The sequence below is a fragment of the Streptomyces sp. NPDC039424 genome, assembly GCF_055639495.1.
In genome coordinates this window covers 223,364-240,135 of sequence record NZ_JBVKAI010000009.1, presented here as the reverse complement: position 1 = coordinate 240,135, position 16,772 = coordinate 223,364, and the positions used below count along the sequence as shown (strand labels likewise).

Below are 16,772 nucleotides of genomic sequence, written 5' to 3'. Positions count from 1 at the left end.
GGCGTCACCCTTCGGCGGTGAACCGGTAGCCTTCACGGGGACGCGCCCGACGGGTGACGTCCGCGCGGTGAGGACACGACACGGGAGGAACCGGCGGTGCACGTCCAGGAATGGCTCGACTCGGTGCCAGCGGCCGCCGTCTACGCCGTGGTGGGCCTGGTGATCGGCCTGGAAAGCCTGGGCATCCCGCTGCCGGGCGAGATCATCCTGGTCTCGGCGGCGCTGATGTCCTCGCAGCACTCCGGCGTCAACCCGGTCGTACTGGGCGTCTGCGCGACCGCCGGCGCGGTCATCGGCGACTCCATCGGCTACGCCATCGGCCGCAAGGGGGGCCGGCCACTGCTCGCCTGGCTGGGCAAGAAGTTCCCCAGGCACTTCGGCGAGGGCCATATCGCCACCGCCGAGCGGTCCTTCGAGAAGTGGGGCATGTGGGCCGTCTTCTTCGGCCGCTTCGTCGCCCTGCTCCGCATCTTCGCAGGCCCGCTCGCCGGTGTCCTGCACATGCCGTACTGGAAGTTCCTCATCGCCAACGTCCTCGGCGGCATCTGCTGGGCCGGCGGCACGACCGCCGTCATCTACTACGTCGGAGTCGTCGCCGAGGACTGGCTCAAGCGCTTCTCGTACCTGGGCCTGGTGGTGGCGGTACTGATCGGCGTGACGTCGATGCTGGTGCTGAAGCGCAAGGCGAAGAAGGCGGCGGCCGAGAGGCGGGAACCCGACTCCGAGCAGGAACCCGTACCCGCCACCGACTAGGCCGTGTCCGCAAAGTCCCGCCTGCCCCGCGACGCCTGGCACGCACTCTCGCCGCACCGGGCGAAGCCCCAAGTACATCCAGTACGAGGGCCTCCGCCCGGCACGCCGAGAGCACGCACCAGCCGCCGCGGGGCCCGCCCTCCGGGCGGACGACGGGACTTTGCGGACACGACCTAGGACTCAGTCCCGGTGCACGTCCCGGTGCGCCTTCGCCAGCTCGGAATACATCGTGCCGTTGAGCGTCACCCCCTGCCGCTCCTCCTCGGTCAGCTCACGCCTGACCTTCGCCGGCACCCCCGCCACCAGTGACCCCGGCGGCACCACCATCCCCTGCGGCACCAGCGCCTGCGCGGCGACGAGGGATCCCGCCCCGATCACCGCGCCGTTGAGCACGGTCGCCCCCATCCCGATCAGGCAGTCGTCCTCGACGGTCGCCCCGTGCACCACGGCGTTGTGCCCGATGGAGACCCGTTCCCCGACCGTCACCGGAAACCCCGGATCGGCGTGCAGCGTCACGTTGTCCTGGACATTGGCGCTCGCCCGGACGGTGATCCGCTCCACGTCACCGCGCACCACCGCCCCGTACCAGACGCTCGCGCCCGCCTCCAGCGTCACGTCCCCGATCACGGAGGCCGTGGGTGCCACGAACGCCTCGGGGTCGACCTTCGGTTCCCTGCCGCCGATGCCCACGATCAGCGCCTTGTGCGTCATCGCCCTCTCCTCGTCGTCGGTTCACCGCACCGTACGCCACCCGGTGGGGCGAAGATCACAGCGATCCGGGCTCTTGGGCGCACCGCGGGCTGAGTACGGTGAGCGGGTGCCCAAGCCCAAGAACACGTTCTCGTTCGCCTCCTGGCGGCGCGGCCTCGTCCAGCGCGCGGTGCACGCGGGCTGGGCGTGGGTGCAGCGCACGGGCTCCGTCACCGCCGAGAACCCGGGGCGGCTGCGCTTCGGCGCGATGGGCACCGGCACCAGGCTGGCCTTCCCGCTGGGCACGGTCTTCGGCGAGCCCTGGATCCACCTGGGCGCCCACTGCATCATCGGCGAGCAGGTCACCCTGACCGCGGGTCTCATGCCCGACCTCGACCTCGGGCCCGAGCCCATCCTGCGCATCGGCGACGGAGTCGTGCTCGGCCGGGGCAGCCATGTCATCGCCGACACGACGGTCACGATCGGCAGCGACTGCTACTTCGGGCCGTACGTCTACGTCACGTCCACGAACCACTCGTACGACGATCCGCACGAGCCCATCGGCAGGCAGTGGCCGCGGATGGAGCCGGTGGAGATCGGCCCCGGCTGCTGGATCGGCACCGGCGCGGTGATCCTGCCGGGCGCGCGGATCGGCCGGAACGTGGTGGTGGCCGCCGGCGCGGTGGTCCGCGGGACCGTGCCCGACCACGCCGTGGTGGCGGGCGCCCCCGCCCGCGTCGTACGGCGCTGGACCCCCGCCGACGGCTGGCAGCCGCCGCTTAGGACCCCGCCCCCGGTGCCGATCCCGGAAGGCGTCACACCGGAGCAACTCCTGGCCCTGGCGGACCTGGACGACGAGGACGTGGCCCGGCTCGCCGAGCTGGAGCCGGAGAGCTGACGGACCACGCCCATCGGCCCCTGGCGCGGCCGGCCTCGCAGTACAGTTCGGTGAACGATCAGGTGCACCCCACCGTAGTGCAGTGACTCTTGGACGTGATGTGTCGGACCTCGACCTGCTGACCCAGTCCCTGGCGCGCAACGTCAAACGCTGGCGCAGCGAGCGCGGCTTCACCCTGGACGTTCTGGCCGCCCGTGCGGGAGTCAGCCGCGGGATGCTCATCCAGATCGAGCAGGCCCGCACCAACCCCAGCCTCGGCACGGTCGTCAAGATCGGCGACGCGCTCGGCATCAGCGTCACCACGCTGCTCGACTACGAGCAGGGACCGAAGGTCCGGATCGTCCCCGCCGACCAGGCCGTACGGCTCTGGCACACCGACGCCGGCAGCTACAACCGGCTCCTCGCGGGCACCGAGGCCCCCGGTCCGCTGGAGATGTGGGACTGGCATCTGACGCCCGGCGAGCGCAGCGCCTCCGACCCGCACCCCGCCGGCACGGTCGAGCTGGTCCATGTCACGGCGGGCGAGCTGACGCTCACCGTCGACGGAGTCGATCACCGCGTCCCGGCCGGCGCCAGCGCGTCCTTCGAGGCCGACACCCCGCACACCTACGGCAACGACGGCGATGTCCCGATGCGGATGGTCATGGCCATCTCCGTCCCGCCGGTGCGCTGAGCCCGCTTTCAGGCCGTCAGGTGGTGGGCCAGGGGCAGGTGCGGGTCCGCCTCGCCCGGGGCGGGCGCCGGGTCCGCGTGCACCAGGGCCGCGGTGAGCCTCGGGACGGCGTGCAGCAGGGCGTGCTCGGCCTCCACGGCGATCGTGTGGGCCTGGCGGACCGTCGCCTCGCCGTCCACCACGACCGCGACCTCGGCCCGCAGCCGGTGCCCGATCCACCGCAGCCGCAGTTCGCCCACCTCCCGCACGCCCTCGACCTCCCGCAGCGCCCGTTCGGCCCGGTCCACCAGTGCGGGGTCGACGGCGTCCATCACCCGCCGGAACACCTCGCGCGCCGCGTCCCGCAGCACCAGCGCGATGGCCGCCGTGATCGCCAGACCCACCAGCGGGTCGGCGAGGTGCCAGCCGAGGGCCGAGCCTCCGGCGCCCACCAGCACGGCCAGTGACGTGAACCCGTCCGTACGGGCGTGCAGACCGTCGGCGACCAGCGCGGCCGAGCCGATCGCGCGGCCCACCCGGATCCGGTACCGGGCCACCCACTCGTTGCCCGCGAACCCGACGAGGGCGGCCACGGCCACGGCCGGGAGGTGCGCGACGGGCCGCGGATCCAGCAGCCGGTCCACCGCCGTCCAGGCCGCGAACGCCGCGGAGGCGGCGATCGTCAGCACGATCGCGATGCCCGCGAGATCCTCGGCGCGCCCGTAGCCGTACGTGAAGCGGCGGGTCGGAGCGCGGCGGCCGAGCGCGAAGGCGATGCCCAGCGGTACGGCGGTCAGCGCGTCCGCCGCGTTGTGCACGGTGTCGCCGAGCAGCGCCACCGACCCGGAGGCGGCCACCACGACCGCCTGCGCCAGCGCCGTCCCGCCCAGCACGGCCAGCGAGACCCACAGGGCGCGCATACCGCGCGCGCTCGACTCCAGGGCGGGGTCGAGCTTGTCGGCGCTCTCGTGGGAGTGGGGGGTGAGGAGGTGGGCGAGGCGGTGGCGGGCGGAGGGACGGTGCGGGTGTTCGTGGTGATGGTGCCGGTCGCTCACGCGGGTTCCCCTTCCGGTGCGGGAGTGGACGCGGGGCCGCCCACGGAGCCATTATGTGCGTATGAGCGCACGCATGCACCTGTCACCTGCGGACCATGCGCACCCGCGCACCCCGGGCGAGGAGCAGTTCGCGCTCGCCGCCGAAGTCCTCGCCCTGCTGGGCGACCGCACCCGCCTCACCCTGCTGCACGCCCTGACGGCGGGGGAGGCCGACGTCACGACGCTCACGGCGGCCTGCGGGGCGGCCCGGCCCGCCGTCAGCCAGCACCTGGCCCGGCTGCGGCTCGCGGGGCTGGTGAACACGCGCAAGGAGGGCCGCCGGGTGGTCTACTCGCTGCGCGACGGGCATCTGCGCCGCCTCGTCGACGAGGCGCTGAACGTGGCGGACCACCGGCTGAGCGACCGGCCGGTGCACGACTGACGGACGGTCCGCCTCAGTACCGCGCGGCCGTCCCCAGGTACTGCTCCGCGAACGCGGATGCGGCGGCCGGTGAGGTGAACAGACGCCGCAGCCGGGCCAGCGTGGTCCCCGCGCGGTAGGGGTCGCCGGAGGCGGCCCCGTGGTAGATGCCGGACAGCCACTGGGAGAACTCCTGGTAGTCCCACACGCGCCGCAGGCACGCCGCCGAGTAGCCGTCCAGCCCGCCGCCGTCGCCCTCGGTGAGCCGGGCGGTGAGGGCGTCGCCGAGCAGGAAGGCGTCGTGCAGGGCGAGGTTCATGCCCTTGGCCGCGATGGGCGCGGTGAGATGGGCGGCGTCGCCGGCCAGGAACAGCCGCCCGGACACCAGGGGTTCGACGACGTAGTCGTGCATGTCCAGCACGCGCTTCTCGATCAGCCGCCCCTCGGTCAGCGCGGGCGCGCCCGCCGCCGCGAGCCGCTCCCGCAGTTCGGCCCAGACGCGCTCGTGCCCCCAGTTCTCCGGGTCGTCGCCGGGCGGGCACTGGAGGTAGTAGCGGGTGACCTCGGGGCCGCGGGCCATGTGCCCGGCGAAGCCGCGCGGGTGGACGCCGAAGACGACCGAGTCGCAGGACGGCGGCGCCTCGGCGAGCAGCGCCAGCCAGCCGATGCCGTAGTCGTGCCGCGCGATCCTCGCCCGCCCGGGCGGCAGCGCGTCCCGCGTCACCCCGCGCGCCCCGTCGCAGCCCGCCACGAACTCGCAGTGGAGCACCCGCCGTTCGTCCGTCTCCGGGCAGAGGTACGACACCGAGGGCCGGTCCGTGTCCAGGTCGCGCAGCCGTACGTCCCGCACGCCGAAGCGGATGTCGCCGCCCCGGACGTCGGCGTACTCGCGCACCAGGTCGGTCACCAGCAACGGCTGAGGGTAGACGTAGTGGTGCCGCCCCGTCAGGTCCGTGTAGGGGAACCGGTAGCGCTCACCGCCGAAGCGGAACTCGCACGCGGTGTGCGCCTGCGCCCGGCCGGGCAGGTCCCGGGCCAGACCGCGCCGCCCGAGCTCGCGCACCGCCCACTCCTCGACGACCCCGGCTCTCGGCCGCGTCTCGATGAACTCCCGGCTCTCGGTCTCCAGGACCACGCAGTCGACGGAGGCGGCCCGCAGGATGTTGCCGACGGTGAGCCCGGCCGGTCCCGCGCCCACCACGACGACCGGACGGCGCTCTGCGGACGGGGAGCCGGGACGGGAGGAGGGGAGCGTCACCCGGGCATTATGACGGTGTCCCGTCAGCCGCGGCAGGGAAGCCGTGGCCGACGGGACACCGTCATTCGCTCGGGGACCGGGTCAGTGCGCCGGAGCGTCGGTGACCACGACCTCCTCGATGCTGCGCTCGATCTCCTCGGACCGCGACGCGGTCGCCCGGGCCCAGTAGTAGATGCCCACGGAGAAGGCGGCGACCACCAGGATGTCCCACCACAGGGCGATGTGACCCTGGCCGCCGAAGCCGCCCTGCCAGGAGATCAGGCCCATGCCCAGCAGGTAGGCCGGCAGCCACTGCGCCGCGCGGAAGTCCAGCCGGGGCGCGTCGGGCAGGTCCTTGCTGGTGGCGTACCAGGCGTAGCCGCCGAGCAGCAGGTAGCCGAGGACGATCGCGAAGCCCAGCCGCCACAGGGTGTCCCAGCCGGCCCAGTAGATGATCAGGTTGGCGACCACGAACGACAGCGGGGAGATGATCTTGCCGCCGGGCAGGCGGTAGGGGCGCTCGTGGTGCGGCAGGCGGTCGGCGAAGACGCCGTACGCCAGCGGCGCGCCCGCGTACATCAGGACGCTCGCGGAGGTGATGAAGCCGACCAGCTCCTGCCAGCTGGGGAACGGCAGGAAGCAGACCACGCCGGTCACGAAGGACATGGCGAGGCCGAACCACGGCACGCCGCGCGCGTCGGTCTTGGCGAAGGCCTTCGGCGCGTAGCCGTTCTTGGCCAGGCCGTAGGAGACGCGGGAGGTGGCGGTGGTGTAGATCAGGCCGGTGCCACCGGGGGAGATGATGGCGTCGACGTAGAGCACCCAGCCCAGCCAGCCCAGGCCCACCAGGGTCGCGAGGCCCGCCCAGGGGCCGGTGATGCCGGGGAAGTCCAGCTTGGCCCAGCCGTGCGCGAAGGAGCTGTGCGGCAGCGCGGCGATGAACACGACCTGGAGCGCGACATAGATCACCGCGCCGATCGCGACCGAGCCGAGGGTCGCCCGCGGCAGGTCCCGCTTCGGGTTGCGGCTCTCGCCCGCCAGCTGGATCGCCTGCTCGAAGCCCAGCAGCGCGAAGATGATGCCGCTGGAGCTGATGGCGCCGAGCACGCCCTTGGCGCCGAACGGCGCGAAGCCCTCCGAGGTGAAGTTGGCCGGGTGGAAGTTGCCCGCGGCGATGATGAAGATGGCGCCCAGCGGGACGGCGATCTTCCACCAGGTGGCGGCGCTGTTGGTGTGCGCCAGGGCCCGGACGCCGAAGAAGTTGACCCCGACGAAGACGGCCATGAGGACGACGGCGGTGGCGAAACCGCTGGTCGTCAGCGTGCCGTCGGTGTGCTGCAGGCCCTGGGCCCACTTCCAGTGACCGGCGTAGCCGATCATGGCCTCGACCTCGATCGGGGCCACGGTCGCCGCCTGCAGCCAGGCGAACCAGCCGAACGACATGCCGGCCAGGCCGCCGAACGCGTAGTGCGGATAGCGGGCCGTGCCGCCGGCCACGGGGAACATGCCGCCGAGTTCGGCGTGCACGAGCGCCAGCAGCACGATGGCGACCGCGCCGATCACCCACGAGATGATCGCCGCGGGCCCGGCCACCACGACCGCCTTCTCGGCGCCGTAGAGCCAGCCGGAGCCGATGATGGAACCCACGGAGGCCCACATCAGTCCGATCAGCCCGACGTCCCTTCGCAGACCGCCTGGGTCCTTCGTGGTTTCCGGCACGGCATGGTCGACATTCACCATGTCAAGTGGCCTCTCAGTTTCTGAAACGCAGGTCTAACGAGCAATGACGCCACAGGTTAGGGATGCGTTCAGAGGTGGCAAAAGACTGTTTCCGAAATTTTGACCCTTCACCTGGAACGTACGGTCGCAGTCTTTGCACAGGTCAGCCGGTTACACGGAATGTCCGTATTCAGGCACGGAATGTGAGAAGAGAGCAAGACAGCTAGCGGAGACGGGGAATTTCGATCGCCGGGCACCGGTCCATCACCATGTCGAGACCCGCGGCCCGGGTCCGCTCGTACGCAGCCTCGTCGATCACTCCGAGCTGGAACCAGACGGCCTTCGCGCCCTTGGCCACCGCCTCGTCGGCGACCGGTCCGGCGAGATCGCCGTTCACGAAGACGTCGACGACGTCCACCTCGAAGGGGATCTCCGCGAGGGAGGTGTAGCCGCGCTCGCCGTGCACCGTCTCCGCCTTGGGGTGGACGGGCACCACGCGCTTGCCGAACCGCTGCAGCACCTCCGCGACGCCGTACGCGGCCCGGCTCCGGTTCGAGGAGAGGCCGACGACGGCCCAGGTGTCACCGAGCTCGGTCAGGATCCTGCGGATGGTCGCTGCGTCGCCGTACACGGCCGGCCTCCTCGGGCCTCGGGGATGACTGTCCTCGGCGCAAACGGCACCCGCCGGGCGGTGATTCCCATCGGACCGTCCCCGACCGGGGCCGGCGCCCCGCCACGATGTCCGGAATCGGCGCCAAGTGCTGCATACGGCCGCCTCTGCGCCTACGCTCGCCCCGTGCTGCGCATCATCGACGCCCGTACCGGTGAGCCCGTCGAGGCCGCCCCCGCCCGGCGGGGCCTGACCCGGGTGCAGGCGCACGCCTCGGGCCTCGACGCCTGGGCCCTGCGTGTGCTCCTCGTCGCCGACGTCCTCGTCCGCGCCCTGGAACTCGGCGGCACCCCCGTGTGGGCGATGCTCACCGGCGACCGGCAGCAGGCCGAACTCCGCGCCGCCGCCACGACCCTGGGCGTCCGCCCCTTCGAGGACGACCGGGACCTCGCCTCGGGGCTGGGTGAGGCGCAGGTCATCCACGTGGCGGGGGAGGGGAGCGCGAGCGCCGGCGGGGCCGTCCTGGTCGGGGTCGCCCCGGTGCTCGAAAGCGCGGACGGCGCGGGCGTGGGGGCGGAGCCGGGAGTCGTCTCCTCCGCGGGTGCCGTGGCCGCCGGATCGCCCGGATCCCCCGCCTCCGCGCCGGCCGTGCCTCGGACCGCCGGTGTCGCGGCGGCGTCCGAGTCCTCCGCGTTGCGCCTGGCCCTGCTCTCCACGCCGCGCGGCACCCCCGTACGGCTCGACGCCGGCGCCCTCGGCGAGGCCGGCCGGAGTCTCGCGCGCTGGCGGCGGGCGGTCGCCGTCTGGGCCCGGCAGCCGTCGCGGCCGGTGCCCGAGGAGGTGCGCGGGCGACTGCGTACCGCCTGGGAGGACGATCTGGACGTGCCCGAGGTGCTGCGCGTGCTGCGGTGGGTGGAGGCCGCGCCCGGCCTGCCGGACGGCGCCCGCTTCGAGACGTACGCCTACGCGGACCGGCTGCTCGGCCTCGACCTCGTGCGCGACCTGGGGAGCCCCGTATGACCGCCCGGGCGGGCGCCGGCCCGCTGCGCCGCCTCGTCGTCCTGCGGCACGCCAAGTCCGCCTGGCCGCCCGGCGTCGTCGACCACGAGCGCCCGCTGGCACCGCGCGGGCGCCGGGACGCCCCCGCCGCCGGCCGCGTCCTCGCCGAGACCGACCGCCTGCCCGACCTCGCCCTGTGCTCCACCGCCCTACGCGCCCGCCAGACCTGGGAACTGGCCTCGGCCCAGTGGGGCACCCCGCCCCCGGCGCGGTTCGACGCGCGGCTGTACGCGGCCGACGTACCGGACCTGCTGGCCGTCGTGCGCGAGACACCGCCCGAGGTCGGGACGCTGCTCCTCGTCGGGCACAACCCCGGCCTGGAGGACCTGGTCCTCGAACTGGCCGGGGACGACCTGGACGACGCGCTGGACGCGGTACGCACGAAGTTCCCGACCTCGGCCATCGCTGACCTGACCTGGCACGGCCCCACCTGGCGGGACCTCACCCCCGGCACCGCACTGCTGACGTCGATGACCGTGCCCCGGGGCGCGAAGCACTAGCTCACACACGCGTGCGCGTCCCGCCGTTCAGCCCACGTGCACCCAGGGCCGCCGCTCCGGGTCCGGTTCGGCGCGGCGGAGTACCTCGCGGGTGACCGGGGCGACCTCGCCGTCGCCGAAGACGAGGAAGCGGATCAGGTGGCTGACGGGGTTGCCCTCGGTCCAGCTGAAGTAGGCATGCGGCACCTGCCCGGTCCGGTCGCGCAGCGCGAGCAGGACCGCGGCGATGGTGTTGGGCACCGTGGGTCCCGCCGCCCGCAGCCGCCGGGCCCCGTGCTTCTCGTCGCCGCGCACGGTGATGTCGGTGGTGAAGTCCGAGGAGTCCCGCACGAAGACTTCCAGGAAGAGCACCGGCCCGCCCCCCGGGATGGTGGTGTGCGCCCGCTGCTCGCGCTCCTTGGCGCGGTACTCCCGGGTGCTGTGCTCCTGCGGCTCGTTGGCGATCAGCCGCAGCGGGCCGTGCTGGGCCGCCTCGTCGAGGATCCGCCGCGCGGTGTCGTCGAAGACGACCTGGCCGACGCGGAGTTCGAAGGCCCGGTGCACGCGTGAGCCGAACGACGTCACCATGATCGCCACGATGAAGATCAGCGCGATCTTGATGCCGTCGGGCCGCTCGATGACGTTCGCGACCAGCGTGTAGGCGAACACGGCGGTGATCAGGCCGAACCCGGCGGTCGCCCGCCGGTGCCCCCGCCGGTGCACGGCGACCGTGGAGGCGAAGGACGCCGACAGCATCAGCACCAGCACCCCGGTCGCGTACGCCCCGCTCTGCGCGTCGACGCTCGCGTGGAACCACAGCGTGATCAGCACGGCGGTCACCATGAAGACCAGCACCAGCGGCCGGACCGCCCGGGTCCACTCGGGCGCCATGCCGTAGCGCGGCAGATAGCGCGGTACGAGGTTCAGCAGACCGGCGAGCGCGGAGGCGCCCGCGAACCACAGGATCGTGATCGTCGAGAGGTCGTAGACCGTGCCGAAGACCTGGCCGAGGTGTTCGTGCGCCAGATAGGCGAGCGCGCGCCCGTTGGCCGGGCCGCCGCTCTTGAAGTCGTCCTGCGGGATCAGGATCGTCGTCGCCAGGCTGGACAGCAGCAGGAAGCAGCTCATGATCAGCGCGGCCGTGGTGAGCAGCTTGCGGGTGTCGCGGATCCGGCCCGCCGGGTTCTCGAACGTGTCCGACGGGTCGCCCTTGACCTGCGGCATCACCGCCACACCGGTCTCGAACCCGGACATGCCCAGCGCCAGCTTGGGGAAGACCAGCAGCGCCACGCCCACCATGGCCAGCGGCGAGGAGTGCTCCGCCGTCATCGCCTCGGTCCAGTCGCCGATCTTCACCGGCCGGCTGAGGACCTCCCAGGCGGACGCGGCGAGCACGACGAGGTTGAGGGTGAGGTAGGTGGCCACCAGCGGCACCGCGATGCCGATGGCCTCCCGGAAGCCCTTCAGGAAGATCCCGCCGAGCAGGCCCACCAGCAGCAGGGTGATCCAGGTGTTGCCGCCCTCGGTCCAGTGCGGGGCGAACGGGTTCTCCACCACGTGCGCGGCGGCGTCCGCGCCCGACAGGGTGATGGTGATCATGAAGTCCGTCGCCGCGAAGCCCAGCAGCACCAGGACGAAGATCTTCCCCGACCACCACGGCAGCAGCCGCTCCAGCATGGCGATCGACCCCTCGCCGTGCGGGCTCTCGTGCGCCACCCGCCGGTACACCGGCAGCGCGCCCAGCAGGGTCAGCGCGATCAGGACGAGGGTGGCGAGCGGGGACAGCAGCCCGGCCGCGAGGGCGGCGATACCCGGCTGGTAGCCCAGCGTGGAGAAGTAGTCCACACCGGTGAGGCACATCACCCGCCACCACCGGTGGCCCTCCTGCTCCGGACGCGGCGTGCCGTGCGGGCCCGGGTGACGGGCCGTCTGCTCGCTCAGGCCCTCCAGGAGCCACGCCCGGCAGCGGGAAGCGGGCCCGGGATGCCCCCGCTCACCTGGGTCCGCGCTCTTCACCCGGGTGCGGGTCATACGGTCCTACCTCCTCGATCCGACGCCTTCGCGGGCACGCCGCGTGGGGGAAGGTGGGTGAGTATCCCCCACATCCTGTCCCGCACCTCGGGCGAGGGCGACCGCGCGGGTCCGCATAGGCTGGCCCGATGCAGGACGAGTACCGCACAGTGGCCCGCGCGGGCGTGCACGAGACCGAGGTCAACCGCTCCCGCTTCCTGTGCGCCCTCGCCCCGGCGGCCACCGAGCAGGAGGCCCAGGACTTCATCGCCGCCGTCCGCAAGGAGCACGCGGACGCCACGCACAACTGCTGGGCGTACGTCGTCGGCGCCGACGCCTCAGTGCAGAAGGCCAGCGACGACGGCGAGCCGGGCGGCACGGCCGGCGTGCCCATGCTCCAGATGCTGCTGCGCCGCGACATGCGGTACGTCGTCGCCGTCGTCACCCGTTACTACGGCGGGGTCAAGCTCGGCGCGGGCGGGCTCATCCGGGCGTACGGCGGAGCCGTGGGCGAGGCCCTGGACGCCCTGGGCACGCTCACCCGTCGCCGCTTCCGGCTCGCCACGGTGACCGTGGACCACCAGCGCGCGGGCAAGGTGCAGAACGACCTGCGCTCCACCGGACGCGAGGTGCGGGACGTCCGCTACGGCGAGGAGGTCACCATCGAGATCGGCCTGCCCGACGCCGACGTGGACGCCTTCCGTGCGTGGCTGGCCGACGCCACGGCCGGGACGGCCCGGTTCGAACTGGGTGGAGAGGCCTACGGAGACGCCTGACGTTCGGGGCGAATCGGGCATAATTCCCTATTTGCAATGGGCTCATGACGGGCCGATACGGGAGTAACCGCCCGTGTTGTCAGACCCGGCCGTTAGTCTCGGGGATCATGAGACTCCTGCACACTTCCGACTGGCATCTCGGCCGGGCGTTCCACCGGGTGAGCATGCTCGGTGCCCAGGCCGAGTTCATCGGTCACCTCGTCACGACCGTGCGTGAGCACGAGGTGGACGCGGTGGTCGTGTCGGGAGACGTGTACGACCGGGCGGTGCCCCCGCTGGCCGCGGTCGAACTGTTCGACGACGCCCTGCACCGGCTGGCGGAGCTGGGCGTGCCCACGGTGATGATCTCCGGCAACCACGACTCGGCCCGCCGCCTCGGCGTCGGCGCGGGCCTCATCGGGCGCGCGGGCATACACCTGCGGACCGAGCCGTCCGCCTGCGGCACCCCCGTCGTCCTCGCCGACGGCTGCGGGGACGTGGCCTTCTACGGCCTGCCGTACCTCGAACCGGCCCTGGTGAAGGACGAGTTCGCGGTGGAAAAGGCGGGCCACGAGGCCGTCCTCGCCGCCGCCATGGACCGGGTCCGCGCCGACCTCGCCGCCCGCCCGGCCGGCACCCGCTCCGTCGTCCTCGCGCACGCCTTCGTCACCGGCGGCGAGGCCAGCGACAGCGAGCGGGACATCACCGTCGGCGGGGTGGCCGCCGTACCGGCCGGCGTGTTCCACGGGGTGGACTACGTGGCCCTGGGACATCTGCACGGCTGCCAGACCATCACCGAGCGCGTGCGCTACTCGGGCTCCCCGCTGGCGTACTCCTTCTCGGAGGCCGGCCACCGCAAGAGCATGTGGCTCGTCGACCTGGACGCGGACGGGTCCGTCACCGCCGAGCGCCTCGACTGCCCGGTGCCGCGCCCGCTGGCCCGCATCCGGGGCACCCTGGAGGACCTGCTGGCCGACCCCGGACTGGCCCGGCACGAGGACGCCTGGGTCGAGGCCACCCTCACCGACCCGGTCCGCCCCGCCGACCCCATGGCCCGGCTCACCGAACGGTTCCCGCACACCCTCAGCCTCGCCTTCGCCCCCGACCGCGCCCCGGACGACCCCGCCGTGTCGTACGCCAGGCGCCTCGCGGACCGCAGCGACCAGCAGATCGCCGAGGACTTCGTCGCCCATGTGCGCGGCGCCGGGCCCGACGCCCACGAACAGGCGGTGCTGCGCGAGGCGTTCGACGCGGTGCGCGCCGACGACGCGGTGCGGGAGGTGGCCCGGTGAGGCTGCACCGGCTCGACATCACCGCCTTCGGGCCCTTCGGCGGGTCCCAGACGGTCGACTTCGACGCGCTGTCCACCGCGGGCCTGTTCCTGCTGCACGGGCCCACCGGCGCCGGGAAGACCTCCGTCCTGGACGCCGTGTGCTACGCGCTGTACGGCTCGGTCCCGGGAGCCCGACAGAGCGGGCAGGGCCTGAGCCTGCGCAGCGACCACGCCGACGCGGGCACCCGCACCGAGGTGCGCCTCGAACTCACCGTCGCCGGACGGCGGATGGAGATCACCCGGCAGCCGCCCTGGGAGCGGCCCAAGAAACGCGGTTCGGGCACGACGCTGGACAAGGCCCAGACCTGGCTGCGCGAGTACGACGCGACGGGCCGCGCCTGGAAGGACCTCAGCCGCTCCCACCAGGAGATCGGCGAGGAGATCACCCAGCTGCTCGGCATGAGCCGCGAGCAGTTCTGCCAGGTCGTGCTGCTGCCCCAGGGCGACTTCGCCCGCTTCCTGCGCGCCGACGCCGAGGCCCGCGGCCGACTGCTCGGCCGGCTCTTCGACACCCAGCGGTTCGCCGAGGCGGAGAAGCGGCTCGCCGAACGCCGGCGCGCGACCGAGGCCCGGGTGCGGGAGGGGGACGCCGCGCTGCTCGCGGACGCGCACCGTATGCAGCAGGAGGCCGGCGACGCCATGGAACTGCCGGAGCTGGCCCCGGGCGAACCGGGCCTGGCCGGGGCGGTCCTCGGCGCCGCCGCCGTCGCCCGCAGCACCGCTCGCGAACGGCTCACCCTCGCCCACTGCCGCCTCGGCGCCGCCGAGTCCGCACAGGCCGCCGCCGACCGCACGCTGGCCGACGTACGGGAACTGGCCCGGCTGCAGCTGCGGTTCGCGCAGGCGCGGGAGCGGGCCGTACGCCTGGAGGAGCGGGCCGGCGCCCACCGGGAGGCGCAGGCGCGGATGGAGCGGGCGCGCAAGGCGGAGGCGGTGGCGCCGGCGCTGGAGCTGCGCGAGGCCGCCGAGACCGAGTACCGGCGGGCCGCCGCCGCCGAGGCACACGCGCGTGCCCGGCTGCCGGACGCTCACGCGGACTCCGGTCCGGCCGGGCTCACCGCCGCCGCCCGCCGCGCCGCCGAGGAACTGGGCGGCCTGGAGTCGGCCCGCCGTGCCGAGCGGCGGCTCACCGAGCTCGTCACGGAACGCGTCGGCCTGGACCGTCAGGAGCGCGCCGACGACGACGTCCTGCGGGAGGCCGAGAGCTGGCTCGCCGAGTGGGACGGCAGGCGCGCGTCCCTCCAGGCCCGCGTCGAGTCCGCGCAGGAGGCCGCCACCCGGGCCGAACAGCTCGCCGTCCGGCGCGAACCCGCCCGGCGACGGCTCGACGCGGCACGGACGCGCGATCAGCTGGTCGGGGACACCGAGCAGGCCCAGCGGCGGGTCCTCTCCTGCGAGGCCCGCGTCCTCGACGCCCGCGCCCACTGGCTCGACCTCAAGGAACAGCGGCTGAACGGCATCGCGGCCGAACTGGCCGCGAACCTCACCGACGGCGAGCCCTGCGCCGTCTGCGGGGCCACCGAACACCCCGCTCCCGCCCGCAAGGTCGCCGGACACGTGGACCGCGAGGCGGAGGAGCGCGCGCTCGCGGTCTTCCAGCGCGCCGAGGAGCAGCGCGCCGAGGACGAGCGGCGCCTGGGTGTCGTACGGGAGGCGCTGGCCGCCGCGACCGCCGAGGCGGGCGACACCCCCACGGCCCGGCTCGCCGCCGAGGCCGACGAGCTGGAGCAGGAGTACACACGCGCCCGCCGGGACGCCTCCGGGCTGCACGCCGCCCAGGAGGAGCTGCGCCGGGCCGAGCAGGAGCGCGAGCGGCGCCTAGCCGACCGGCAGCAGGCCGCGGTCCGGGCCGCCTCCCGGCTCACCCGGCGCGAGACACTGGAGCGCGAACAGGCCACTTTGGAGCAGGAGTTGGCCGAGGCCCGGGGCGGCGCCGACAGTGTGGCCGCGCGGGCCGCCCAGTTGGAGCGGCGGGCGGCGCTGCTCACCGAGGCGGCCGACACCGCCCGCGTCGCCGAGGACACCGCCCAGCGGCTCAAGGACGCCGACGCCCGGCTGGCCGACGCCGCCTACCGCGCCGGCTTCGACACCCCGCAGGCGGCGGCCGTCGCCCTGCTGGACGACGCGGCCCACCGCGACCTCCAACACCGCCTGGACGCCTGGCAGTCCGAGGAGGCCGCCGTGCGCGCCGCCCTCGCCGAGACCGACGCCGCGACCGCCGCCCAGCAGCCGCCCGCCGACGTCGACGCGGCGGAACGGGCCACCGCCGAGGCGGCCCGGCGACTGCGTGAGGCCGCCTCCGCGCGCGACGCCGCCGCCCGCTGCTGCACCGAGCTGGACCGGCTCTCCGCGCGTGCGGCCGACGCCGTACGACGGCTGGCGCCACTGCGCGAGGAGTACGAGCGCGTGGCCCGCCTCGCCGCCCTCACCGCGGGTACCTCCGCCGACAACGAGCGCAAGATGCGCCTGGAGTCGTATGTGCTGGCGGCGCGTCTGGAACAGGTCGCCGCCGCCGCGACCGTACGGCTGCGGCACATGTCCTCCGGGCGCTACACCCTCGTCCACTCCGCCGACCGCAGCGGACGCGGACGCAGCGGGCTCGGCCTGCACGTCGTCGACGCGTGGACCGGCCGTGAGCGGGACACGGCGACCCTGTCCGGCGGCGAGACGTTCTTCGCCTCCCTCGCACTCGCCCTCGGTCTCGCGGACGTCGTCACCGACGAGGCCGGCGGGGTGCGGCTGGACACGCTCTTCATCGACGAGGGCTTCGGCAGCCTCGACGACCAGACTCTCGACGAGGTCCTCGACGTCCTCGACTCGCTGCGCGAACGCGACCGCAGCGTCGGGATCGTCAGCCACGTCGCCGACCTGCGGCGCCGGATCCACGCCCAACTGGAAGTCGTCAAGGGCAGATCGGGATCGGTGCTGCGGCAGCGGAGGCTCGGCTAGGAGGAATACCCACTCCTTGCCACTCTCAACGTATAGCGCACCGGGGGGCTTGCGGCAAGGCCCGGGTCGTACCGCAGAATCACTGGCCGTGGCCAGAACTTGCGGAAACGGGAGATTCACGAAGTGCGTGTGTTGTTGTGGGCTTATGTTCTGCTCGGTGGCCTTCGCGGGCG

Annotated in this window: 15 protein-coding genes; 9 read left to right on the top strand and 6 right to left on the bottom strand. The window is 73.5% G+C overall.

Features of this window, described 5'->3' with window-relative positions; translation table 11 throughout:
* Positions 1 to 96 precede the first annotated feature (96 nt).
* Positions 97 to 753, top strand: coding sequence for a DedA family protein (locus ACZ7L0_RS23740; protein ID WP_471244525.1), 657 nt, complete (start codon positions 97 to 99; stop codon positions 751 to 753).
* Between the two features lie 180 nt (positions 754 to 933).
* On the opposite strand, the gene ACZ7L0_RS23735 is transcribed toward ACZ7L0_RS23740, so the two are convergent.
* Positions 934 to 1,464 (bottom strand): gamma carbonic anhydrase family protein, encoded by a 531-nt coding sequence (locus ACZ7L0_RS23735; RefSeq protein ID WP_471244524.1) that lies wholly within the window; start codon positions 1,462 to 1,464, stop codon positions 934 to 936.
* Positions 1,465 to 1,570: 106 nt separating this feature from the next.
* Here ACZ7L0_RS23735 and ACZ7L0_RS23730 point away from each other — a divergent pair, with 106 nt between their 5' ends.
* Together ACZ7L0_RS23730 and ACZ7L0_RS23725 are read left to right on the top strand one after the other, a co-directional pair.
* On the top strand, positions 1,571 to 2,341 hold the full coding sequence (locus ACZ7L0_RS23730) for an acyltransferase (RefSeq protein ID WP_471244523.1): 771 nt from the start codon (positions 1,571 to 1,573) through the stop codon (positions 2,339 to 2,341).
* 100 nt (positions 2,342 to 2,441) lie between these two features.
* On the top strand, positions 2,442 to 3,014 hold the full coding sequence (locus tag ACZ7L0_RS23725; protein WP_471244604.1) for a helix-turn-helix domain-containing protein: 573 nt from the start codon (positions 2,442 to 2,444) through the stop codon (positions 3,012 to 3,014).
* A gap of 8 nt (positions 3,015 to 3,022) precedes the next feature.
* Here the strand turns inward: ACZ7L0_RS23725 and ACZ7L0_RS23720 are convergent, their stop codons facing one another.
* Positions 3,023 to 4,048 carry a cation diffusion facilitator family transporter gene (locus ACZ7L0_RS23720; protein ID WP_471244522.1) on the bottom strand — a complete coding sequence of 342 codons (1,026 nt, stop codon included), beginning with the start codon at positions 4,046 to 4,048 and terminating at the stop codon, positions 3,023 to 3,025.
* 61 nt (positions 4,049 to 4,109) lie between these two features.
* Between ACZ7L0_RS23720 and ACZ7L0_RS23715 the strand changes: the two genes are divergently transcribed.
* Positions 4,110 to 4,469: an ArsR/SmtB family transcription factor gene (locus ACZ7L0_RS23715; RefSeq protein WP_471244521.1), complete on the top strand. Its 360-nt coding sequence runs from the start codon at positions 4,110 to 4,112 to the stop codon at positions 4,467 to 4,469.
* Between the two features lie 13 nt (positions 4,470 to 4,482).
* Here the strand turns inward: ACZ7L0_RS23715 and ACZ7L0_RS23710 are convergent, their stop codons facing one another.
* The 3 genes from ACZ7L0_RS23710 to ACZ7L0_RS23700 all read right to left on the bottom strand — a co-directional run bounded on the left by ACZ7L0_RS23710 (position 4,483) and on the right by ACZ7L0_RS23700 (position 8,035).
* Positions 4,483 to 5,706, bottom strand: coding sequence for a 4-hydroxybenzoate 3-monooxygenase (locus ACZ7L0_RS23710; protein WP_471244520.1), 1,224 nt, complete (start codon positions 5,704 to 5,706; stop codon positions 4,483 to 4,485).
* A gap of 81 nt (positions 5,707 to 5,787) precedes the next feature.
* Complete coding sequence (locus ACZ7L0_RS23705; RefSeq protein ID WP_471244519.1) at positions 5,788 to 7,425, bottom strand: APC family permease; 1,638 nt, start codon at positions 7,423 to 7,425, stop codon at positions 5,788 to 5,790.
* Positions 7,426 to 7,627: 202 nt separating this feature from the next.
* Positions 7,628 to 8,035, bottom strand: a complete 408-nt coding sequence (locus ACZ7L0_RS23700; protein ID WP_471244518.1) for a CoA-binding protein — start codon at positions 8,033 to 8,035, stop codon at positions 7,628 to 7,630.
* Positions 8,036 to 8,200: 165 nt separating this feature from the next.
* On the opposite strand from ACZ7L0_RS23700, the gene ACZ7L0_RS23695 reads away from it, so the two are divergent.
* Positions 8,201 to 9,034 (top strand): hypothetical protein, encoded by an 834-nt coding sequence (locus tag ACZ7L0_RS23695; RefSeq protein WP_471244517.1) that lies wholly within the window; start codon positions 8,201 to 8,203, stop codon positions 9,032 to 9,034.
* Positions 9,031 to 9,573, top strand: a complete 543-nt coding sequence (locus ACZ7L0_RS23690; RefSeq protein ID WP_471244516.1) for a SixA phosphatase family protein — start codon at positions 9,031 to 9,033, stop codon at positions 9,571 to 9,573. Before ACZ7L0_RS23695 ends, ACZ7L0_RS23690 begins: the two co-directional genes overlap by 4 nt.
* A gap of 27 nt (positions 9,574 to 9,600) precedes the next feature.
* On the opposite strand, the gene ACZ7L0_RS23685 is transcribed toward ACZ7L0_RS23690, so the two are convergent.
* The gene (locus ACZ7L0_RS23685; RefSeq protein ID WP_471244515.1) at positions 9,601 to 11,583 is read right to left on the bottom strand and encodes an APC family permease; all 1,983 of its coding nucleotides are present in this window, start codon (positions 11,581 to 11,583) and stop codon (positions 9,601 to 9,603) included.
* Between the two features lie 128 nt (positions 11,584 to 11,711).
* Here ACZ7L0_RS23685 and ACZ7L0_RS23680 point away from each other — a divergent pair, with 128 nt between their 5' ends.
* The 3 genes from ACZ7L0_RS23680 to ACZ7L0_RS23670 all read left to right on the top strand — a co-directional run bounded on the left by ACZ7L0_RS23680 (position 11,712) and on the right by ACZ7L0_RS23670 (position 16,599).
* Positions 11,712 to 12,338, top strand: coding sequence for a YigZ family protein (locus tag ACZ7L0_RS23680; protein ID WP_471244514.1), 627 nt, complete (start codon positions 11,712 to 11,714; stop codon positions 12,336 to 12,338).
* A gap of 107 nt (positions 12,339 to 12,445) precedes the next feature.
* A complete protein-coding gene (locus tag ACZ7L0_RS23675; protein ID WP_471244513.1) occupies positions 12,446 to 13,609 on the top strand; it encodes an exonuclease SbcCD subunit D in 1,164 nt (387 codons plus the stop codon).
* Positions 13,606 to 16,599: an AAA family ATPase gene (locus tag ACZ7L0_RS23670; RefSeq protein WP_471244512.1), complete on the top strand. Its 2,994-nt coding sequence runs from the start codon at positions 13,606 to 13,608 to the stop codon at positions 16,597 to 16,599. The genes ACZ7L0_RS23675 and ACZ7L0_RS23670 overlap by 4 nt, the downstream gene beginning before the upstream one ends.
* Positions 16,600 to 16,772 lie beyond the last annotated feature (173 nt).